Origin of the sequence: Maribacter thermophilus, assembly GCF_001020565.1 — a bacterium.
GTDB classification, from domain to species: Bacteria; Bacteroidota; Bacteroidia; order Flavobacteriales; family Flavobacteriaceae; genus Maribacter; species Maribacter thermophilus.
Window position 1 is genome coordinate 479,482 of record NZ_LDAS01000001.1, and the last position, 20,577, is coordinate 500,058.

Genomic DNA, 20,577 nt, shown 5'->3' on the forward strand with positions numbered 1-20,577 from the left:
CTAATTTAAGTTTTTCTTTGCCAGATACCAGTCTACCTTCTCTACAGTATCATCGGCCAATCTTGCATTTAGCTCATCTAAGGTTTTAGGTGGCGAAACAATTACTTTATCGCCCTTTTTCCAATCTAAAGGCATCGCAACCTTATACTTGTCAGACGTTTGAAGAGCTTCTAGCGCCCTTAGAATTTCATCCATATTACGACCTACGTTAAGTGGGTAGTACATAATGAGTCTTATTTTTTTATCGGGGTCTATAAAGAAGACCGCCCTAACTGCAGAGGTTTCGCTTTCGTTTGGTTGCAACATACCGTATAACTTGGATATTTTCATGTCCAAATCAGCGATAATAGGAAAATCAAAATATACCCCGGTATTCTCGCGAACGTTTTGTACCCATCCCAAATGTGCATGTACACTGTCTATGCTGAGCCCTAGGAGCTCGGTGTTCAAAGCATCAAACTCTGGTTTTCTGGTGGCAAAACCACTCATCTCTGTTGTACATACCGGCGTAAAATCTGCCGGATGTGAAAACATTACAATCCATTTATCCTTGGCATAATCCGATAATTTTATTTTACCCTTGGTAGTATTGGCCACAAAATCGGGAGCCTTGTCTCCAATTCTTGGCATTACTGTTACTTCATTGTTATCTAGTGTTTCCATATTGTTTATGTTTTATACCATAAAGATACCTGTCTTTACACTTAAGCACAGTAACTTAGGTTACATAACGTGTTAAAGAAAACCCATAAAAAAAGGCCCTATATAGGGCCTTTTTTTATAATACTAGAGTTTAGTTTGTGCTAACGAATTTTAATGGGAGCTATTTGTTTTTGGCATTCCATTCGGTGTAGCCACCAGCGTAATCGTAAATGGCCTTAAAACCTAATTCTTTTAATATTTGGCTTGCCTTGTTACTTCTACCTCCCACTTTGCAATAAACATAAACAGGTTTTTCCTTGTCTAATGACTGCACCTTTTTGTTAAAGGTTTCGGCGTCCAAAACATTTATGTTTATGGCGTCATCTATATGCCCCGCATTATATTCTTCGGGAGTTCTTACATCCACCAATTGAACATCTTTACCTATAGCTTCCGATTTCAATGTTTCTATATCGATAATTTGTACTTGTTTATCGCTTTGCGAATGGCAAGAGGAAATTACTGTTATTAAGAAAAGTAGTATTGCAATGTTTCTCATTTCAAAAGTGTTTTTATGAATAGTGTTGTTTAAAGAGAAAAACCGGTTTTTTGTGAAACTGGATAAAAGATATGTACTCTTTATACAATTCACTTGTTAAAATTAATCAATATCAGGAATAACGGTTTTCCCTTGCCATTCCAACATACCTCCCAATAGGTTGTATGTATTGGCAATACCAGTTGCTTCCAACAGGTGGCAAGCTCTAAGGCTTCTTTGCCCACTTCGGCAATACACGTAATAGTTCTTGGTTTTATCCAAGTTCTTGGCAGCCTCTTCAAATTTTGCAGGATCCATGACATTTATCAATAAGGCATTTTCTTGAACACCTTCCATCCATTCATTTGGTGTTCTAACGTCGATTACAACGGCATTTTCATCCTTTTCTATGAGTGATTGCCACTCGTTCTGATCTACATTTTTCATTTATAACAATTGTTTTTTATAGAGTAGACGGACAAACGTAATTAGAAACCGGAATACCGGATTCTTTTATTTCCTTGAATCCACCTGTAACGTCTATTAGATTATGTATTCCTCTACTTTTTAAGATAGAGCTTGCGATCATACTTCTATATCCGCCGGCGCAATGCACATAAAAGGGTTTGTTTTCGGGAAACTCCGATAAATGGTCGTTCAAGAAATCTAGAGGGGTATTATGTGCAGTTAATACATGTTCCGATAAGTATTCGCTTGGTTTTCTAACATCGAATACTATCGCATTTTCTTGTTCTATGGCATCTTTAAGCTCTTCTGAATTTACCTGGCTTACTGTATCGTATTCCATTGATGCTTTTTTCCAGGCATCGAATCCACCTTTTAAGTATCCTAAGGTATTATCGAAACCAACTCTTGATAGTCTTGTAACGGCTTCTTCTTCCAGACCATTTGGGGTTACCAATAAAATAGGTTGTTGTACATCGGCGATCAAAGCACCTACCCAAGGGGCAAAGCTACCATCCAATCCTATAAAGATAGAGCGGGGTATATGGCCTTTTGCATAATCGTCTTGATGTCTAACATCTAACACAATGGCGCCGGTCTCATTGGCCGCAGCTTCAAATTCTTTGGGAGAAAGGGCTCTGGTACCACGTTCTAATACCGTTTTTATATCCTCGTACCCCTCTTTGTTCATTTTTACGTTCAACGGAAAATACTGTGGTGGAGGCAGTAATCCTTCTATTACTTCCTCGATAAATTCGTCTTTGGTCATATCTGCCCTTAAGGCATAGTTCATTTTTTTCTGGTTGCCCAAGGTATCCACCGTTTCTTTCATCATATTTTTTCCGCAGGCGGAACCGGCTCCATGGGCCGGATATACGATTACATCATCTGCCAAGGGCATTATTTTTTCCCTAAGGCTGTCATATAAATAACCGGCAAGGTCTCTCTCTGTTAATTCCCCCATTTTTTGTGCAAGGTCGGGTCTACCTACATCACCTAAGAAAAGTGTATCTCCACTAAATATAGCGTAGTCTTTTCCATTTTCATCTTTCAACAAATAGGTGGTGCTTTCCATGGTATGGCCAGGGGTATGTAAAACCTTAATGGTAAGGTCCCCTAATTTAAACTCCTGGTTGTCTTCGGCAATAATAGCATCGAAAGAAGGATTGGCGTTTGGGCCATATATAATGGGAGCTCCCGTTTCTTTTGCCAACGTAACATGACCACTTACAAAATCTGCATGAAAATGTGTCTCAAAAATATATTTGATCTTGGCATCGTCTAACTTGGCTCTTTTAATATAGGGGTGTACTTCGCGTAAAGGATCGATTATGGCAACTTCACCTTTGCTCTCTATATAATAGGCACCTTGTGCAAGACAACCTGTATAAATTTGTTCAACTTTCATTAGGACACATTTTTAATTACAACACAAAATTACGAATTGCAATTAACTAAAACGGTAACAATGGTTACATTGCTTATAAACAAGAACGCCCTGTAGGTTTTACAGGGCGCTAAAATTGTTGTTTTAAAGATTATAACAATGTAGTCGGACAAACGTATTCCGATTTGGGAGTGTCTGTTTTAGAGATGTCGTCAAAACCACCTATAACATCCGCAAAGTCGGACCAACCCCTCTGTTTTAAAATAGAGGCGGCGATCATACTACGGTACCCACCGGCACAATGCAAGATAAAGGTCCTGTCTTTTGGAAACTGGGCCAAATGCTTGTTGATTTCGTTAAGAGGCACATTAATGGCCCCTATAATATGTTCAGAATCAAATTCACTTTTCTTACGTACATCGATAATCAATGGTTGTTCGCTTTTTATGGCTTTTTCTAGGTCTTCTGCGGTAATACGGTCGGTAGTTTCAAAGTCTTTTCCAGATGATTTCCAAGATTGGAAACCTCCTTTTAAATATCCTACGGTACCGTCATAGCCTACTCTAGATAAACGCGTAATCGCCTCTTGCTCTTTACCTGGATAGGTAATCAATAATATTTCTTGTTTTACATCGGGAATCATTTCACCTACCCATTGCGCAAAATTGCCATCGAGTCCAATATTAATACTGTTGGGGACAAAACCTTTGGCAAAATCGGAAGCATCACGGGTGTCCAACATTAAAGCTCCTGTTTCGTTTGCGACTACTTCAAATTCGTCCGGCCTAAGGGCTTTGGTTGCCCTATCCATTATTTTGTCTAAACTTTCATATCCTTTAATATTCATGAGAACATTTTGGGGAAAGTACCCTGGTGGAGTCGTAAGGCCTGTCAAAAGTTCTTTAATGAACTCTTCTTTAGTCATATCGGCCCTTAGGGCATAATTTACTTTTTTCTGATGGCCAAGCGTATCGGTCGTTTCCTTGCTCATCATTTTACCACAGGCAGAACCTGCTCCATGGTTTGGATAGACTATTAAATCATCGCTCAAGGGCATAATTTTATTTCGTAGTGAATCATATAAGTGTGCCGCAAGCTTTTCTTGGGTCAGTTCGGATACTACGTGCTGTGCAAGATCTGGTCTTCCAACATCCCCGATAAATAAGGTATCGCCTGTAATGATACCATGCTCTTTGCCATTTTCATCTATGAGCAAATAGGTGGTACTTTCCATAGTGTGCCCCGGTGTATGAATGGCCTTGACCTTATAATCGCCGACTTCAAATATTTGACCGTCTTGGGCGATAGTGGCTTCGTATGCAGGTTTTGCACCCGGACCAAAAACAATTTCGGCACCGGCCTTTTTTCTTAAATCTAAATGGCCGCTTACAAAATCGGCATGAAAATGTGTTTCAAAAACATATTTTATCTCGGCATTATCTATTTGGGCTCTATCAATATATGGCTGTACTTCCCTTAATGGGTCAAATACTGCTGCTTCACCTTTACTTTCAATATAATAGGCCGCATGTGCCAAACATCCTGTATAAATCTGTTCTACTTTCATAATTGTTCGTTTAAGGTTTATGGGCTAAAATTACTTATAGAAGAACTGTAATTCTGTGACTTATGTCACATAAGGTTGTTAAAATTGTATAAAAAACAAGAGAAACAGAATGTTGTTTATGTAGAAAGTATGGATTTGGAAATGTATTTATCGTTCTACAAAAAATTCCATATAAAATATAAAGGCCGCCATTACCAGTATAAAATAACCAAAGCCTTTTTTTAGTTTATTACCGTCTATGAAGTTACCTATATAGCTGCCAATAAAGATTCCTATTAGGGAAAGACTGGTAAAAAGGCCTAAAAATTGCCAGTCGATATCCATGGTAAGGGCATCTCCCAAAAAGAATCCCATTAATGATTTAATGGCGATTATTATCAACGAAGTACCTACGGCCACTTTCATTTCTACATTGGCAAGAATTACCAATGCGGGAATGATCAAAAATCCCCCTCCGGCACCGATCATACCGGTAATGCCACCGACCATTAAACCTTCGGCCAAGATCAAAGGGTAGTTATATTTGACCTTGCCACTGGTTTTGTTTTTAATCTCTTTTTTTGTTTTTAGCATAGAAAACGCCGCAGGTATCATTAACACGGCAAAAAGTCCGAACATGGCCATACGTCGGGTAAATTCAAAGTCGCCTAGGTTAAAAAGAGTATCGGGAAGTATGGGAATAACATAGTGCCGTACAATGGTAACCCCTATAATTGCAGGGATGCCGAAAACAACGGCAGTACGCCAGTCTACATAACCTTTTAGGTGTTGTTTCCAACCACCGACCAAGGCACTGGTTCCTACAATAAAAAGGGAATATGCCGTGGCGGCCTTTTCGTTTATGGAGAATAGGTAAGCAAGTACAGGTACCGCCAGTATGGATCCCCCACCACCTATGAGGCCTAATGATATTCCAATGATCAGTGCGCTTATGTAACCAAATATCTCTATAACTTCCATGCCGTTTTACTTTGATACAGTACAAAGCTATTTGGCCTACAGAAGCTAGGCAGTAACAATGGTTACATAGTATTTATAAATCTAATATTTTAATATGGTTTCGGTGTAGTTCTATTTTGCCCATTTGCTCCAATTTTTTCAGTAATCTAGAGATGACCACTCTAGAGGTATGTAGGTCATAGGCAATTTCTTGATGGGTATTTTGAATGGTGTCCTCTTTGTTGATGCGCGCTTTTTCTTTAAGGTATCCGATCAGGCGCATATCCATTTTGTCAAAGGCGATACTATCTAAGGTGGTCAACAGTTCGTTTAAGCGGTTATGGTAACTGTTGAAAATAAAATTACGCCAAGATTTGTATTTAGCTGTCCATTCTTCCATTTTTTGAACAGGCACCATGATGAGTTTGGTATCCGTTTCGGCGATGGCCCTGATCTCACTTTTGGCATCGCCCATACAGCAGGTGAGCGTCATAGAACAGGTGTCTCCCTGCTCTAGGTAGTAAAGCAACAGTTCATCACCATCATTGTCTTCGCGAAGCACCTTAATGGCTCCCGAAATTAATAAGGGCATGCCTTTAATATATTCGCCAATGTCCATTAATTTGTAGCCTTCCGGAATTTCTTTGTATGTGCCTACCTGAATTATTTCATTGATAAGTGCCTCCTCGAAAATATGACCATAACTTGCTTTTAGCTCTTGTATCATTTTATTTGTTGTGACTTAACTTTTTCCGCTATTTTTTTATCATACTTAAAAAAGAAGTTTGCCCAAATAATTTTTGATACGGCAGCGATCCAAGGCATGGTCAATATCAATGTTATAACGATCAAGCCAAAAAGACCGGCAATGGACAGATCTAACCTAAAAATAAGGGTTAGCACATATACAGCCACCGCTACTGCCACACCTACTGCATATGAAACATACATACTACCGGTATAAAAACTTGGTTCAATGCTATATTTTAATCCACATTTGGGGCAACGCTCCTTTACCTTGTTAAAGTTACTTAATTTATAGGGATTTGCTTCTAAAAATGCGCCTTCATGACATCTGGGACATTTGATGAATATAATACTGTATAATTTAGAGCCTTTGCCGAACATATTTAAAATTTTATTTCAAAAGTAAGGGAAGGCAGGTCTAGTATTAGTAACAAATGTTACAAAAGACCAAAACGGTATGTGTGAAATAATAGCGGTTTTTGTGTGGTAGTCATGCGAATCTTGTTTTTAGGTGTTTAAAAGGGTTTAAACCGTTTTGCATATAGAGCAATTGGGCTCTCCCGTTAACAAGCCATTTTTATCAAATTCATATTTGCAACATTCATTAAAGTTCTGTTTCAAGATATCTTTGGCCCTTCGTATTCTTGCTTTTACATTGGCCAAGCTTATATCTAAAATTTTTGCAGCCTCTTTTTGTTTGTACCCTTTTATGTAAACCAGTTCTATAACCTCTTCATATATAGGAGGAAGATCGTTGATGAATTTATCAAAACAACAGATGTCTTGGTAGTCATGTTTGTCGACCTTTTGTACAACAGAGGTTTCATCGGTGTATACCGATTCTTTGTTTATGTAATTAATTATCTCGTTTCTGGCAATCTGAAAGACCCAGGCCTTTATTTTATCTTCATCTTTAAGATTGGGAAGATTTTTATGGATTTTTAAGAAGGTGTTTTGAAAAATATCATTGGTAACGGTTTTGTTCTTTATCTTTTTTAGAATAAAGAAGTATAGTTCGTCTTTATGATGGTCCCATATGCTTTGCGTTTTCATAACTTAAAATTAAAAAAAAGGCCAGTATCAAAACTGGCCTTCAATAGATTTAACAGCAACTACATTTATCACATTCACATTTGGCACAATTACAGTTGTTTTCCAGGCAATTTTTACAATTGCATTTTGTGCAGTCACAGTTTGTGCATTTACAATTATTCATATGGATATAATTTTAACGTTTGTTAAGTAGACTCGAAAACATTAAAAAAGATACATGAATTTCTGTTTTTTTACAGAATGTAAAGGTCCTATAGGTGTTTTCCGCTATTCATCTTAATTCTCAAACTGATGCACGGTTTTACGTTGGGTGTATTTTCTTTTGGTTTTGATGACTTTGTATCTAAAATCATCATAAAACAAACTTGCAAGCAATATGAGCGCCCCTATGATTAGGGTGTTCAATTTAATATTCGCTTCAGAATAGAAAAAACCGCCTACCAATCCACCGGCAAAAAAGAACGCAATAATAAAAATACGCAGTTTAATATTCGATTTAAGTTTTTCTCTTTGCAAACGTAGCTTTTTAAAAAAGAGTTGGGAAATATCGATACCCAAATCGGTAAAAAGACCAGTTAAGTGTGTTGTTCTGACTACGGCATTAGAAATTTTGGTAACAAAAGAGTTTTGTAGGCCCATAGCGAAAAGTAGTAAGCAAATAATCAGGTTGGCCGATTCTATGATAAGTAGATTGCTTAGAACCCCGATAGATATTAAAATTAAGGATTCCAATATGGTAGGTATTACAAAAACGTTGAGCCTTTTGTTTTCTTTATATTTCTCTATTAGTAGACTTGATGTAAAAGAACCGATCAAGAAAGAGAAAATATAGAGAAAATAAACAGTGCCTTTCCAAAACTCAAAATTGGCAACGTCATATATAAATAGGGCAAAGTGGCCCGTTACATTGGTCGTTAATTGATTAAAGGCCAAAAATCCTGTTACGTTAACGATTCCGGCAACAAAAGATAATACGGTAGCAATACGAAGATTGTGTTCTAAAGTTCTGCTCTTACCTTGATGTCTAAACATGCGATAGCATTTAATGCGATTTTTTAAAATCGGAAACAAAGGTACGTATAAGCAAAAAGATTTTGGCTTCTAGAACAATAAGTTGTTTATATGAAGTTATAATTTTGCTGCAGGAATGTAAATAGCCATAGGAGCCATAGGTCGGTATGTTAGAATTTATAGTGTTTATATGCTAATGCTTTGTATTTAGATCTCTATATCGAGTTTTAGTATTAATTTTGCTTATAATGTTTGACTATAGAATACGTGTCTTTTTTACCGTGGCCAATAGGTTGTCCTTTTCCAGGGCGGCTGAGGAGCTCCATATTACCCAACCGGCAATAACAAGACATATTAGGCAGATCGAAGATCATTTTGGTCAAAAATTGTTTGAAAGAAAGGGTAACAGCATAGCACTTACGGAAGCAGGCAACTTGTTGTATAACCATTCAAAGAGGATCTTGCAAGAGTATAAGGAATTGGAGTTTGACATGAACGCCTTGGTCGATAGAACAGAGGGTATTCTACGTATTGCCGCCAGTACCACTGTTGCACAATATGTGTTGCCAGTGGTCTTGGCCAAATTTCATAGACAGTACCCCAAGGTTAAAGTAAGCTTGATCAGTGCCAACACGGAAGATGTTGAAAAAGCAGTGCTTGAATCTAATGCGGAGCTGGGCTTTATCGAGGGGCGTTCAAAGAATCGTGAATTGGCCTACCAACCTTTTTTAAAGGATGAAATTGTTCCTGTGGTGGGGGCAGGGCACCCTTTGTTCAATGCAAATACGATTGTTCCCCAAGACTTGAAAACCCAGCCCTTGGTGCTCAGGGAAGAGGGTTCGGGAACCTTAGAAATAATTCTTCAAGAATTGAGAAAGGTAGGTATTGTTTACAATGACCTTACTGTTGAAATGCGCTTGGGTAGCTCTGAAAGCATCAAATCGTACCTAGGTGATGACCGCAGTATGGCTTTTCTTAGTGTTAATACGATATTAAAGGAACTGAAGTCGGGGGAATTGGGCATTGTAGATGTTACCGGACTCTCTTTGGAACGCGACTTTTATTATATCTTTAAACAAGGGCACCATTCGGCACTTTCCAATTTATTTCTCGATTTTATACGATATCATTATAACATATTGTTATAATATATGCTTTTTTATCATTTGTTTGCCCAGACAAGCACTGCTACTTTTACATCGAATAATAACAATGTATTTGATGGATGCAATGATACGACTCACAGAACAAATAGCGATTAAATTATACTTATTTGCACTTTTCTCGTGCAGTGGGTCCATTTCTAGTATCTAGGGGCTTTGGCGCCATCCTTTAAATACCTATTCTCATTATGCTGCCTATGGGTCGGGCAGCGTCATAACTGATTTAAGATTCTTTTTTGACCAGGTCTTTGTAGACGCCCGAATGGTTTGGGTGTGTATGGGGGAGGCATGATTGTTCTTGGTCCTAAGGGAAATCAATTACCGATTTAATGTTGAAAAATTAAAACCATCTAAAAATGAAAACAATGAATTGTAGAAAAAAAGGAAAAGGAAAAATGATCAGGACTCTCCGTTTTGTTCTGGGTCTGTGTGGGTTAGTGTTGTTGGGGGAGGTTGTGCATGCCCAGGTTTCAAAACCCTATAATCACAGATATGACCCGCCATGGGATAATGTGGTACAGGAAGGAACACCATTTACGATCTACGGTATTGATAATGCCCCCGATTTTCATGGGGATATAAATAATCCGGATTTGGTGGTATTTTTTGCGGGCAACCAATACATGGTAGTGCCCGAACTACTGGATGCTTTTAAAACCGAATATCCCAAGTACAAAAGGATATTTGCAGAGACCATTCCACCGGGCATAGAAGAACGCCAGGTGAAGTCAGGTGTTCTAGTGCTAGGTAATATGCGTATTCAATTAAAACCGGATGTGATAACAGCCGGTAAGGGAAGTATTGAAAAAAACGAGGCACTCGGATGGTTTTCGCGAACCGAAGCCTATGCCAAAAATCGATTGGCCATTATGGTGAGCAAGGGCAACCCAAAGAATATTAATAGTTTACAGGATTTAGGAAGGTCCGATGTGAATGTAAGCATGCCTAATCCCGAATGGGAAGGAATAGGAAGGCGCATCACCAAAGCTTATGAAAATGTGGGGGGAGAGGCCTTGAAAACTAAGATTATGAAGGAGAAAGTAGGCGAAGGCACTACCTATCTTACTACAATTCACCACCGTGAGACCCCCTTATCAATAATGTACAACAGATCGGATGCCGGACCGGTGTGGTACAGTGAGGCGTTTTATCATTCTCAATTAACCGACCATCCCTTGGAAATGGTCACCATACCGAACGATGTCAATGTCGGGGCCACCTATGTAGTGGGACAAATGAAAAATGCCCAGCATCCGGAAGCGGCAAAGGACTTTATAGAATTTCTCACCTCCGATAAGGGGCAGGCGATTTATAAAAAATACGGATTCATCACCGTAAAATAATAGAGAACGATATAAAAGAAAAAACAATGCAAAAGATCAAAGCGATTATCTATATATGCTTGCTGTCAATCGTTGGCAATAAAGCAATAGCCCAAGAATGGACAAACCCAGTAATCAAGAATTACGGGAAGATCAAATATTATAAGGATGTCGCCATGCAGCCAGACAGACATATGGACTATAAAATTGTGTTCAATATTACCACGGACAAGGAAATAGACGGGGTAAATGCCGGCTTATGGAAGATGGCCCGCACTATCAACCTTCTAAGGGCCGGAGGGGTAAAGGAGAAGAATATTCATTTGGTAGGGGTTATACATGGTGGGGCCACGCCTACGGTTCTTACCAATGAAGCCTATCAAAAAATCAAAGGAAGACCCAACCCCAATCTCGATATTCTTAAGGTACTCAAAGAGCACGGAGTGCAGCTTCATGTTTGCGGACAAGCGGTGGCCAAGGCCAATATCGATCCGGATACCGAGATAAATAAATACATCACCTTTAGTCTTTCTGCACTCATAGATATCCCCACTTTTCAGCTTAAGGGCTATGCTTTGATGCCCTAACTATCGGTAGCACTGTTGTTTCAGATGCAGTGAGGTGTAATAGATTATAAACGTGAAATTTTAATCAAGTGGAAAATTTTAGAAATCAAATAAGAAGGTTGATTTATGGTGTGCTTGCACTTTCTTCGGCCATACTTGTGGTGATCGTGGGGTTAATTGTATATGTGACCCATCCAGAGGTTTTTAACACTAAAGAGCTGGCCGTCGAAACAGCATCGGAATGGCGACCAAAGGATCCAATCAAGGAAATGGCAATAGCAAACATGCCCGATGATGTAAAGTATGGCTACGATCTGTTGACCGAGACGCCCAAGTTTCTCGGGCCTGAAGTGGCCGATTCCGAAATGCGGTCTACCGGTAACAATTTGGCCTGTAAAAATTGCCATTTAAAAACGGGAACACAGGTAGGGGCTGCTTCCTGGATCGGTGTTACCCAGCGCTTTCCTTCCTTTCGCGGACGATCCAATAGCATTGGTACTATTGAGGATCGAATCAATGGGTGTTTTGAGCGTAGCATGAACGGTAAAAAGTTACCGGTGGATTCCAAGGAAATGCAGGCCATGAAGGCCTATATGGAATGGCTGGGCGAAGATATGCCCGAAGAACGGATAAAGGAATACAAGGGGTTTGTATCCTTGAAAATACCCGCCGAGGCCGTGGACCTGGAACAAGGAAAGAGCATCTATACTATGGAATGTGCCCTTTGTCATGGTGCAAACGGACAAGGGGTAAAGTTCCCCGACGGCACTATGGGGTATCAATATCCTCCTTTATGGGGGCAAGATAGTTATAACGATGGGGCAGGGATGCACAGGGTACTTACGGCCGCACAATTTATTAAGGCCAATATGCCTTTTGGCCAAGCTACCAAAGACAGGCCTAAATTGACGGATGAGGAGGCTTACCACGTTGCGGGATATATCAATAATTTTATGCGTCCAGAAAAAAGGAATAAAACAAAGGATTTTCCTGACCGAAAGTTAAAGCCCGTTTCTACTCCTTATGGTCCTTGGGACGATAATTTCTCGGCAGAGCAACATAAATTTGGGCCTTTTCCTCCTATAATTGCCTACTATAAGAACAAATACAACATTAAAAAGACAAAATAATGGTAAAAGTCTAGGTCATATAATAAGGATATTTGTCTTTATTTTGGGCGAAAAAAAGGGGAAAGCTTAGCTTTCCCCTTTTTTTATAAAGAATAGATTCAATTTTAGACAAGTGTTGTACCATAAATTTTATAGGTGCCAAGCCCATGATCTGTTCTAAAAATAAGATAGATGTAAGCACTCGCGGATACGGCACCTGTTTTAAATAAAAAGTTAGGCCGAATCCGATTATGCTTACATGTATGTGCTATTAATAAGAACTTTATTTACTTGTTTTTAACACATTGTTAATCAATGTATTCCATTTTTTAATAGATTCTAGTTCTCCACTTATTTGGTAATTTACATCTACGTTGTAAAACTCAAAAACAGTGTTGGTTTTATTATCGTCAATAGGGCTAAAATTCAAGTGTAGTTGCTCTATTATTTTCCCGTTTTTTGAAGTAGACTTGCCTATATTGGCTATTTTACAACTTTTGATTGTGGATAGATCTACAAATTGCTGCTTACTGAGGTCTTTTTTCTTAAAAACAAAGAAAACAAAATTCTTGGCTTTGTCTATACCAATGGCATAGAAACCGCAAATATCAAACTCGGTTATTTCACAATTTTGTTGTTTAGCTAAATCTTTGAGAGAAACCAACAATTGTTTTTCTTTTTTCTTTTTTCCTCTAATTGTTAAAACAAAAGGTATTGCGCATATTACAATGCATATTAGACCTATTATGGTCGTTCCTAAATCCATTTTTATAATATTTTAATTTTTTGGTATACTGAATTTTGTACAAGGCGATTTTGTCCTTGCATTTATTTATAAGTTGAAGAGACTACGAAAATCGGTAGTTCTTAAGAGAAGAGGATTACCAAAAATTATGGAAAGGAAAAATAAGATCGGACTTTCTATGTCGGATCAAGAGGGTTTTAAAGTGGCTTTTGTATTGCTTGAATAAGGCACTAAAAAGTACTTCACCATAAGAGGAAATTATCCAAAAGCCTTTATATGATAAATTAAAATCGGGCGAAGGATATTCCGTAAGACCAGAAAACAAGACTTCTGATTGTTCTGTATGGGGGTTAAGAACCTTAAATGTGGTTAGGTATTCTTTTTGTCCGTTTTTATGGGGAACAATACGTTTATTATAGTCCGGTAGTATGTTTATGGTAGTGTAAATACCAAAACAATAGACTGTAAAAAGTAAAAGGGCCTTTAATATTTGATATGGACTTTTCATATTATACTACGCTACTTTTAGCGAGCACTTCGTTTACTTCATTTAAACTGTCCTCATTATCCAATAAAACTACCAATATATCGTTGGCTTCGATGACCGTGGATCCCCCTGGCCTAACAAATTTTGTATCTCGCTTGATCATAACAATAAATGCGGATTGCGGAAAATGTAAATCTATGATTCGTTTGCCAACGGCAAAACTATCGGGAGCAACTGATATTTCTTCCATTTCCGACTTTGGTAAATTCAGTATGTACCTATCACTTCCGGTAATAGGTTTTACTTCTTCAGGTAAGGCCACATTAAGCCATTTAGAAAAAATGGATAAAGTTGTACCCTGTATCAAAACAGAAGTGACGGAAATAAAGAATACGATATTGAAAATAATATGTGCTTTATCTATTCCTGCCAATAGGGGATAGGTTGCAAAAACAATTGGGACCGCCCCACGTAAACCTACCCATGATATATAAACCCTTCGCCTGAGTTTCATTTTAAAAAACATAAGACTTAGAAAAACACCAACAGGACGGGCAACGATAATCAGAAATAATGAAATTAACAGACCAATGCCCATGTAAGGTATAATCTGAGAAGGAAAAACCAGTAGGCCCAATGTTAAAAACAGTACGATCTGCATTAACCAGGCCATTCCGTCAAACATTTTAAGGATGGTAGATTTATGTATTAAATCTTGATTTCCCAGATAAACAGCACAGATGTAAATAGCCAAAAATCCGTTTCCTCCAACGAAGTCTGTGGCAGAGAACGTAATAAACATAAGGGAGATAACTAAAACAGGGTAAAGTCCCTCAAACCCAAGTTTAATATTGTTTATGGTTATTTTGCTCAGTTTTCCAAAAGCAAAACCGGCCAGGCCCCCTAAAATCATTTGCTTTAAAAACATAGGGATGATAGATACAATACTTTGGTCTTGATGAATGACCAGGGTTAAAAAAGCCAGCGTTAAAACATAGGCCATAGGGTCGTTACTTCCACTCTCCAATTCCAGTGTTGGTCTAAGATTGCTTTTTAAGGCTAAATTTTTTGATCTTAATATAGAAAATACAGCAGCAGCATCGGTAGACGAAACAATAGAACCCAATAACATGCTTTCATAAATGGTAAAGTCGGTAACAAACCAAACGAAGGTGCCAAGGGAAAGAGCGGTAAGCAAAACACCAAGGGTAGACAATACCAACCCTTCTCTAAGAATAGGTTTTACCGCGTTCCAATTGGTATCCAATCCACCGGAAAACAATATAAAATTAAGAGAAACAATACCAATGAACTGTGCAAGTTTAGGGTCGTCAAAGACAATTCCACCAATGCCGTCGGAGCCTGCCAGCATTCCAATGGCCAAAAACAGAATTAAGGTCGGAACCCCAAATTTATAGGAGGTCTTGCCCACGACGATACTTATAAAAAGTAATAGGGAGCCTACTAATAGAATATTTTCAATGGTTAAATCCAAATTCTCTCTCTGTCTTTTAATTTAAAAGAGACAAATTTAGGTGTTTTATCACTTTTAACAATTAAACCGATTGTTATTAGTTTTATAAAAAGAGGTAATATTAAAGTAGTTATCTTCCGTATTATTTAATTGGTGAAATAAATCTCTGCCGTAATGTTGAAAAGGCAGTATGGTTGTGCCAATTATTTTAACTCGTAATCGTTTTCTAAATGAGCTATTATGACTTTTTCTATGAATCATGGAGGGTTTTAAAAGTTAAAAACAGTTAATTTACGGGATAGTGAATTCTGTGGCTGAAGGCAACGGTACAAGGAGGTACAGGCCTATTTCAATGTGGTAGATGAAAAAATACAATTAGAATTATGGCTGGGTTTTTAGGTGTGGCTCAATTATTTGAGTACATTTGTAACCAATTCATGAAACAAAAAATTGTTTTGTGAACAAGATTAAAATAGTAAAAATACCCTACTTTTTAGTAGTTCTTCGTTAAGCAATTTTCTTTAAGACTTTACTTCAACGTTTCAATTTGATCACAAGATCAAATATCATTTTTACCCTTTTTTCGAAGTAATTTTTGTTTAACTAATTTCTTTTCACATTAAAACATTAAGATTCTCCAAATCAGTTAGTTCTGATTTTTCAAAGACATTGAAGCTTCGCGTATCCGAATATTCCAAGACCGCCCAAAAAAGTAGGTACGGTAACAAACGCATGGTTATAAAGACCATTTTTATGCTCTTGTTGTTTTTTACACCATTGGCATTTATCATTTTCTCATCCATTACAAGCGTTCCCTTATTGTTCGGATTGTACATCCTAAGTGGATTGGGTATGGCGGGTATCGGCATGGGCATCATGCACGATGCCATACACGGATCTTATTCAAAAAATAAGATTGTTAATAAACTTATGGGCTATACCATAAATTTAATTGGGGCCAATGATAAGGTATGGCGGTTACAGCACAATGTGCTGCACCACAGTTTTACCAACATCGAAGAACACGACGATGATATAAACGCCCCATTCTTTCTTCGGTTTTCGCCCCATGCAAAAAGAAACAAACTGCACAGGTACCAACATTGGTATGCGTGGTTCTTTTACGGCTTGTCGACGATTTCGTGGGTCACTTCCAAAGATTTTATCAGGTACAAGAGGTATTATAAATTAGGACTGATCAAGGACCGCAAGACCTATATAAAAGGTTTGTTCAAGATCGCGGCTTGGAAAGTGGTGTATTATTCCTATGCCCTGGTATTGCCGATCGTTTTAACGGCTTTTGCCCCATGGACGGTAGTATTGGCCTTTTTGGCAATGCACTTTGTAACCGGGTTAAGTATATCCTTGGTCTTTCAAACGGCCCATGTATCTCCTGACGCCGCTTTTCCGCTACCGGATGAAAACGGAAACTTAGATTCTGGTCGCTTGGCACATCAGTTGGAGACGACCTGTAATTTTGCTCAAAAAAGCGTGGTCCTGTCTTGGTTGATAGGGGGGCTCACGCATCAGATAGAGCATCACCTTTTTCCGAACATATCACATGTTCATTATAGAAAAATAGCCCCGATCGTAAAACGGACGGCGGAGGAATTCGGATTGCCCTATCACACCAATGGCTCTTTTTTAACAGCGGTAATCAAGCATTTTCAAATGCTCAAAGACTTGGGACGCACGGATATTATTCCCGTCCAAAGCACTTAAAACAATATAAAACATGGATAGCTACATCCAACGGAATGGGTAGGTAACATAGGTGTTAGCCTTAATGTAGGCCCGCACATTCGCCAATGAATAGCAGATAAATTTTAAAAATTAATATATTACAATTATGCAAGAAGGAACAGTAAAGTTTTTTAACAATGACAAAGGTTTTGGTTTTATAACACCGACCGATTCAAATGAAGATATTTTCGTACACGTATCGGGCCTTATCGATGAAATCGAGGAGAACGACCAAGTACGCTACGAAACGCAACAAGGCCAAAAAGGTCTGAACGCCGTTAAGGTAGAGCTGGTTTAAACTCAGATGAAATAGATACAAAAAGAGCGGCTTATGGCCGCTCTTTTTATTTTCAGGGATGTTCGTCCGTATCTTGAAAAGATGAACTTATATCATGGTTTCCATATATTTTTTAACATCGGCATCCTTGTAAATTTTCCCTACCATATTTACATATGATTGTGCAAAACGCTCGTTTTTTGCAAGGTTTCCAAAAAGGGACTCTTGCTTAATAAAGGCCAAGGGATCCGTTGCGGTTTGCTTTGCGGCTTGGTGAAGCTCCTCTTGCATGGCATCGATAATCTCCAGTGGCTGCCCGTTCTTATCGGTCTGTTTGTCGCTGTAATAGCACCAAGCGGCAATGATCAGGCTTATAAACTCGATGCTTCTTTCCGCCGATAGATTCTCTTGAAGGGTCTCAAACAAGAACTTGGGCAATTTGGCAGAACTTTCAGAACAGATACGGCTTAGACTATCCTTTATATTGGGGTTGGCAAAACGCTCCTGTAGGCTATCCTTGTAGGCGTTAAGGTCGATTCCCTTTACCTCGTCGAGAGTAGGGGTGGCCTCACGGTCCATAAAGGTTCTTAAATAGGTAACGAAGGTCGGGTCTTCCATACAGGCATTAATGGTAGGGTGGCCGTGTAAGGCTCCCAATATGCCCAAGACCGAATGGCCTGCGTTCAATAAACGAAGTTTCATTTTTTCGTAGGGCTTTACATCGGGTACAAATTGTACACCAACCTTTTCAAATTCAGGTCGACCGTTCGAAAAATTGTCCTCTACCACCCATTGTATAAAGGGTTCACAGGTTACGGGCCATTCGTCCTTAATACCGTAATTCTCTTCGAGATAGGCGATATCCGCGGCCGTGGTCACCGGTGTTATACGATCCACCATACTATTGGGAAAACAAACTTCGCGTTCGATCCAGTCGGCCAAGGCGGTGTCTTGTCTTTTGGCAAAGGCAAGCAACATTTTACGGGCCATATCGCCATTGTGCTGAATATTGTCGCAAGACATTAGGGTGAATGCCGGCAGGTTTTTATCACGTCGTTTTTTTAGGGAGGCGGTTAAAAATCCGTAAACCGTCTTAGGGGTGTCCGGATGTTCTAGGTCGTGCTGGATATCTCGGTTTTCAAAGTCGAATTCTCCCGTAGATGGATTAAAATTATAGCCGCCCTCGGTAATGGTGAGGGAAACAATTTTTGTGGCGGGGTCCGCCATACGGTCGATTACTTTTTTGGCATCGTCGACACCTAGTAAAAAATCGCATATAGAACCTATGACCTTGGGTGCTACCTTGCCATCGGGGTGCTTTACGATCAAGGTGTAAAGTCCGTTTTGCTTGGTCAGCACGTCGTATATTTTGCGGTCGCCTTCCCTTAGGCCGATACCACAGATGCCCCATTCGGGTGCGCCGTATTTTTCTTGAAGGGCATTGGTGTAAAAGGCTTGGTGCGAACGATGGAAACCGCCCACGCCAATATGCACCATGCCCGATATCAGGTTGTTTCTATCATAGGAAGGACAAGGAATGCGTCCTGCCAATTCCGCTACGTTCTTTTGTTCCAGAGTTAGGGTGTTTTTCATTACAATGCTGCTTTTTTTTGTTTTCCGCGTTTAAGGGCCCAATAGGCTGTTATAAAATAGAGTAGGGTGCAGATAAATGCGTATTTGTAAAATACCTCGCGATTTTCCACATAAAATGTCTCGTCAGAACTGCCAAATAGCGTAATGGCGGCCAAAATTAGGGTAATTACCAAGGTAATGAGCGAGATGACCTGTAGTGTCCGTGTAAGAAAGGAATTGTCCTTTACGGTCAAGGGTTGCGATTTAGCCTTGTGTTCATGAAATTTTTCAATGTTCTGGAGACGTATTTCCTCTTTTTTCTGGGCTTCTGGATAGGCTTTCTTGGCTCCATATCTTCCCGCCATAAGGGTATAGACAAGGATCGTAAATATCCATGTGGGAATAAACAGGTAAAAGAAAGACATCACATTAAAGGCGTTGAGGCCAAAACCAAACAAGAGTCCTAATGCCCATGAGGCTACTGCCGGGGTGCTAAAAGTCAGTTGGCTGTACGAAGACCAATAGCGGGTATAACCTATTCTAGGGAATATCTGGTGTTCGGCAAATACGATGGCCCCTACGGGAACGACCAATAGGCCGGCATAGGTAAGTAGCGGTAGTATTTGTGAAAAAACAAAGGGGAAACATGCGATGACAACGGTTATCAGTCCTACCACTATGGTGGTTTTCTTTCTCGAGTGGCTATGGAAAATAGCTTGTGCCGCCAAGCCTGCGCGGTACAGGTTGGTGATAGCGGTCGTCCACCCGGCCACTATGACGATGACGAAGCCCGACCAGCCCAAGGCGTAATAGGCGACATCTCCCGGATCTAGTTCCACGATAGATTTCCCTATGATTACTGCTGCACCGGCCCCCATGATACCTGCTGCGATCCAGGCAACGTAGTGCCCGAACATCATTCCCGTACTGGTCGATAGGCCATAAATTTTCTTTTTGGCAAAACGTAAAAGCGCCATGTCTATAAGCCCAAAATGGGTAATCGTATTGGCGGCCCAGGCAAAGCCGATGACCTCTATGAGGCCTATACCGGGCTCACCGTTGCTGTCAAGTCCCGTCCAAATGGACTGGTCGCCCAGGGCAATAAAATCGTTCCATCCGGCAGGTAGCGTTTTCCCCAGAACGTCCAATGAGAGGGCGGGCAAGAGTACCATGGCGCCGCTAGTGAACATAACAAAGAGCCAAGGGGCGCATATACCCGAAAACTCCGAAACGGCATTAAAGCCGTAGATGGCGATGGAGACTACGACGGCACCCACACAAAAGACAATCAATACAAACCAGAGGTTGGTAGGGTACCAGTTTAATTGGGCCGGGACGTCAAAAGCAAAACGCACCGCCGTGGCCGATACGGTGATCATGGCGGCGGAAATGACCGAAAATATAATTACATTGGCCCAATTATAAAGCTTGGTCATAGAGTCGCCGGCAATTTTGTTCAGGTAAGTATAGAGACTAAGCCTAGTGTCTACGGCAATGGGCGAGGTAATAAATGTCCAGCTTAGAACGGCCAAGATATTACCGATCAACAGGCCCAAGAGAATATCCATGGTTTTGGCTCCGAGTGCAACAAATGTAGCCCCTATGACAAATTCGGTAGCTGCTACGTGCTCTGCGGCATACAATCCGGCAAAATGGGTCCAATCGTGCAGTTTATGTTTGGCGACGGGTAGTTGCTCTTCGTTTAAATCTTCAAACTGTTGATAATCTGTAGTAGTATCCATGAGTTAAGTTGATGTGTCGTATGGCGCC

General features: G+C 39.7%; 21 protein-coding genes. 6 read left to right on the forward strand and 15 right to left on the reverse strand.

Annotation, left to right across the window (positions count from 1 at the left end; genetic code table 11):
- The 10 genes from AB657_RS01970 to AB657_RS02015 form a co-directional block, all read right to left on the reverse strand.
- Entirely contained in the window at positions 1 to 663 is a 663-nt protein-coding gene (locus AB657_RS01970) for a peroxiredoxin (protein ID WP_047244964.1), read from the reverse strand.
- 160 nt (positions 664 to 823) lie between these two features.
- On the reverse strand, positions 824 to 1,201 hold the full coding sequence (locus tag AB657_RS01975) for a rhodanese-like domain-containing protein (protein WP_047244965.1): 378 nt from the start codon (positions 1,199 to 1,201) through the stop codon (positions 824 to 826).
- Positions 1,202 to 1,303: 102 nt separating this feature from the next.
- Positions 1,304 to 1,627 carry a rhodanese-like domain-containing protein gene (locus AB657_RS01980; protein ID WP_047244966.1) on the reverse strand — a complete coding sequence of 108 codons (324 nt, stop codon included), beginning with the start codon at positions 1,625 to 1,627 and terminating at the stop codon, positions 1,304 to 1,306.
- Positions 1,628 to 1,643: 16 nt separating this feature from the next.
- On the reverse strand, positions 1,644 to 3,053 hold the full coding sequence (locus AB657_RS01985; protein WP_047244967.1) for an MBL fold metallo-hydrolase: 1,410 nt from the start codon (positions 3,051 to 3,053) through the stop codon (positions 1,644 to 1,646).
- A gap of 130 nt (positions 3,054 to 3,183) precedes the next feature.
- Positions 3,184 to 4,599, reverse strand: coding sequence for an MBL fold metallo-hydrolase (locus AB657_RS01990; protein WP_047244968.1), 1,416 nt, complete (start codon positions 4,597 to 4,599; stop codon positions 3,184 to 3,186).
- A gap of 147 nt (positions 4,600 to 4,746) precedes the next feature.
- On the reverse strand, positions 4,747 to 5,559 hold the full coding sequence (locus AB657_RS01995; RefSeq protein ID WP_047244969.1) for a sulfite exporter TauE/SafE family protein: 813 nt from the start codon (positions 5,557 to 5,559) through the stop codon (positions 4,747 to 4,749).
- Positions 5,560 to 5,632: 73 nt separating this feature from the next.
- The gene (locus AB657_RS02000) at positions 5,633 to 6,265 is read right to left on the reverse strand and encodes a Crp/Fnr family transcriptional regulator (protein WP_047244970.1); all 633 of its coding nucleotides are present in this window, start codon (positions 6,263 to 6,265) and stop codon (positions 5,633 to 5,635) included.
- Positions 6,262 to 6,666, reverse strand: a complete 405-nt coding sequence (locus tag AB657_RS02005) for a DUF983 domain-containing protein (RefSeq protein ID WP_047244971.1) — start codon at positions 6,664 to 6,666, stop codon at positions 6,262 to 6,264. The genes AB657_RS02000 and AB657_RS02005 overlap by 4 nt, the downstream gene beginning before the upstream one ends.
- 144 nt (positions 6,667 to 6,810) lie before the next feature.
- Positions 6,811 to 7,338, reverse strand: coding sequence for a sigma-70 family RNA polymerase sigma factor (locus AB657_RS02010; RefSeq protein WP_047244972.1), 528 nt, complete (start codon positions 7,336 to 7,338; stop codon positions 6,811 to 6,813).
- Positions 7,339 to 7,614: 276 nt separating this feature from the next.
- Entirely contained in the window at positions 7,615 to 8,370 is a 756-nt protein-coding gene (locus AB657_RS02015; protein WP_047244973.1) for a YoaK family protein, read from the reverse strand.
- 227 nt (positions 8,371 to 8,597) lie between these two features.
- Between AB657_RS02015 and AB657_RS02020 the strand changes: the two genes are divergently transcribed.
- The 4 genes from AB657_RS02020 to AB657_RS02035 all read left to right on the forward strand — a co-directional run bounded on the left by AB657_RS02020 (position 8,598) and on the right by AB657_RS02035 (position 12,530).
- Positions 8,598 to 9,497: a LysR family transcriptional regulator gene (locus AB657_RS02020; protein ID WP_047244974.1), complete on the forward strand. Its 900-nt coding sequence runs from the start codon at positions 8,598 to 8,600 to the stop codon at positions 9,495 to 9,497.
- A gap of 380 nt (positions 9,498 to 9,877) precedes the next feature.
- Positions 9,878 to 10,855, forward strand: a complete 978-nt coding sequence (locus AB657_RS02025) for a molybdate ABC transporter substrate-binding protein (RefSeq protein WP_198146859.1) — start codon at positions 9,878 to 9,880, stop codon at positions 10,853 to 10,855.
- A gap of 26 nt (positions 10,856 to 10,881) precedes the next feature.
- Positions 10,882 to 11,421, forward strand: coding sequence for a DsrE family protein (locus tag AB657_RS02030; protein ID WP_047244975.1), 540 nt, complete (start codon positions 10,882 to 10,884; stop codon positions 11,419 to 11,421).
- 68 nt (positions 11,422 to 11,489) lie between these two features.
- The gene (locus AB657_RS02035; protein ID WP_047244976.1) at positions 11,490 to 12,530 is read left to right on the forward strand and encodes a c-type cytochrome; all 1,041 of its coding nucleotides are present in this window, start codon (positions 11,490 to 11,492) and stop codon (positions 12,528 to 12,530) included.
- Between the two features lie 262 nt (positions 12,531 to 12,792).
- Here AB657_RS02035 and AB657_RS02040 read toward each other — a convergent pair whose 3' ends face one another.
- From AB657_RS02040 to AB657_RS02050, 3 genes are all read right to left on the reverse strand, one after another.
- Positions 12,793 to 13,275: a hypothetical protein gene (locus tag AB657_RS02040; protein ID WP_047244977.1), complete on the reverse strand. Its 483-nt coding sequence runs from the start codon at positions 13,273 to 13,275 to the stop codon at positions 12,793 to 12,795.
- Positions 13,276 to 13,390: 115 nt separating this feature from the next.
- The gene (locus tag AB657_RS02045; RefSeq protein WP_047244978.1) at positions 13,391 to 13,762 is read right to left on the reverse strand and encodes a hypothetical protein; all 372 of its coding nucleotides are present in this window, start codon (positions 13,760 to 13,762) and stop codon (positions 13,391 to 13,393) included.
- Between the two features lies 1 nt (position 13,763).
- Complete coding sequence (locus tag AB657_RS02050) at positions 13,764 to 15,236, reverse strand: potassium/proton antiporter (protein ID WP_047244979.1); 1,473 nt, start codon at positions 15,234 to 15,236, stop codon at positions 13,764 to 13,766.
- A gap of 648 nt (positions 15,237 to 15,884) precedes the next feature.
- Here AB657_RS02050 and AB657_RS02055 point away from each other — a divergent pair.
- Both AB657_RS02055 and AB657_RS02060 read left to right on the forward strand, forming a co-directional pair.
- On the forward strand, positions 15,885 to 16,937 hold the full coding sequence (locus AB657_RS02055; RefSeq protein WP_316933203.1) for a fatty acid desaturase family protein: 1,053 nt from the start codon (positions 15,885 to 15,887) through the stop codon (positions 16,935 to 16,937).
- Positions 16,938 to 17,064: 127 nt separating this feature from the next.
- Entirely contained in the window at positions 17,065 to 17,256 is a 192-nt protein-coding gene (locus tag AB657_RS02060; protein WP_047244980.1) for a cold-shock protein, read from the forward strand.
- 87 nt (positions 17,257 to 17,343) lie between these two features.
- On the opposite strand, the gene AB657_RS02065 is transcribed toward AB657_RS02060, so the two are convergent.
- Both AB657_RS02065 and AB657_RS02070 read right to left on the reverse strand, forming a co-directional pair.
- Complete coding sequence (locus tag AB657_RS02065; protein ID WP_047244981.1) at positions 17,344 to 18,828, reverse strand: mannitol dehydrogenase family protein; 1,485 nt, start codon at positions 18,826 to 18,828, stop codon at positions 17,344 to 17,346.
- Positions 18,828 to 20,549 (reverse strand): purine-cytosine permease family protein, encoded by a 1,722-nt coding sequence (locus AB657_RS02070; protein WP_047244982.1) that lies wholly within the window; start codon positions 20,547 to 20,549, stop codon positions 18,828 to 18,830. Before AB657_RS02070 ends, AB657_RS02065 begins: the two co-directional genes overlap by 1 nt.
- Positions 20,550 to 20,577 lie beyond the last annotated feature (28 nt).

What these genes read in the sequence shown, in the direction of transcription:
- AB657_RS02000 (WP_047244970.1), bottom strand. Translation starts at nt 6,265, where the DNA reads ATGATACAAGAGCTAAAAGCAAGTTATGGTCATATTTTCGAGGAGGCA.
- AB657_RS01980 (WP_047244966.1), bottom strand. Translation starts at nt 1,627, where the DNA reads ATGAAAAATGTAGATCAGAACGAGTGGCAATCACTCATAGAAAAGGAT.
- AB657_RS02040 (WP_047244977.1), bottom strand. Translation starts at nt 13,275, where the DNA reads ATGGATTTAGGAACGACCATAATAGGTCTAATATGCATTGTAATATGC.
- AB657_RS01975 (WP_047244965.1), bottom strand. Translation starts at nt 1,201, where the DNA reads ATGAGAAACATTGCAATACTACTTTTCTTAATAACAGTAATTTCCTCT.
- AB657_RS02005 (WP_047244971.1), bottom strand. Translation starts at nt 6,666, where the DNA reads ATGTTCGGCAAAGGCTCTAAATTATACAGTATTATATTCATCAAATGT.
- AB657_RS02045 (WP_047244978.1), bottom strand. Translation starts at nt 13,762, where the DNA reads ATGAAAAGTCCATATCAAATATTAAAGGCCCTTTTACTTTTTACAGTC.
- AB657_RS01985 (WP_047244967.1), bottom strand. Translation starts at nt 3,053, where the DNA reads ATGAAAGTTGAACAAATTTATACAGGTTGTCTTGCACAAGGTGCCTAT.
- AB657_RS01990 (WP_047244968.1), bottom strand. Translation starts at nt 4,599, where the DNA reads ATGAAAGTAGAACAGATTTATACAGGATGTTTGGCACATGCGGCCTAT.
- AB657_RS02020 (WP_047244974.1), top strand. Translation starts at nt 8,598, where the DNA reads ATGTTTGACTATAGAATACGTGTCTTTTTTACCGTGGCCAATAGGTTG.
- AB657_RS01995 (WP_047244969.1), bottom strand. Translation starts at nt 5,559, where the DNA reads ATGGAAGTTATAGAGATATTTGGTTACATAAGCGCACTGATCATTGGA.
- AB657_RS02010 (WP_047244972.1), bottom strand. Translation starts at nt 7,338, where the DNA reads ATGAAAACGCAAAGCATATGGGACCATCATAAAGACGAACTATACTTC.
- AB657_RS02015 (WP_047244973.1), bottom strand. Translation starts at nt 8,370, where the DNA reads ATGTTTAGACATCAAGGTAAGAGCAGAACTTTAGAACACAATCTTCGT.
- AB657_RS02065 (WP_047244981.1), bottom strand. Translation starts at nt 18,828, where the DNA reads ATGAAAAACACCCTAACTCTGGAACAAAAGAACGTAGCGGAATTGGCA.
- AB657_RS02070 (WP_047244982.1), bottom strand. Translation starts at nt 20,549, where the DNA reads ATGGATACTACTACAGATTATCAACAGTTTGAAGATTTAAACGAAGAG.
- AB657_RS02060 (WP_047244980.1), top strand. Translation starts at nt 17,065, where the DNA reads ATGCAAGAAGGAACAGTAAAGTTTTTTAACAATGACAAAGGTTTTGGT.
- AB657_RS02030 (WP_047244975.1), top strand. Translation starts at nt 10,882, where the DNA reads ATGCAAAAGATCAAAGCGATTATCTATATATGCTTGCTGTCAATCGTT.
- AB657_RS01970 (WP_047244964.1), bottom strand. Translation starts at nt 663, where the DNA reads ATGGAAACACTAGATAACAATGAAGTAACAGTAATGCCAAGAATTGGA.
- AB657_RS02025 (WP_198146859.1), top strand. Translation starts at nt 9,878, where the DNA reads ATGAATTGTAGAAAAAAAGGAAAAGGAAAAATGATCAGGACTCTCCGT.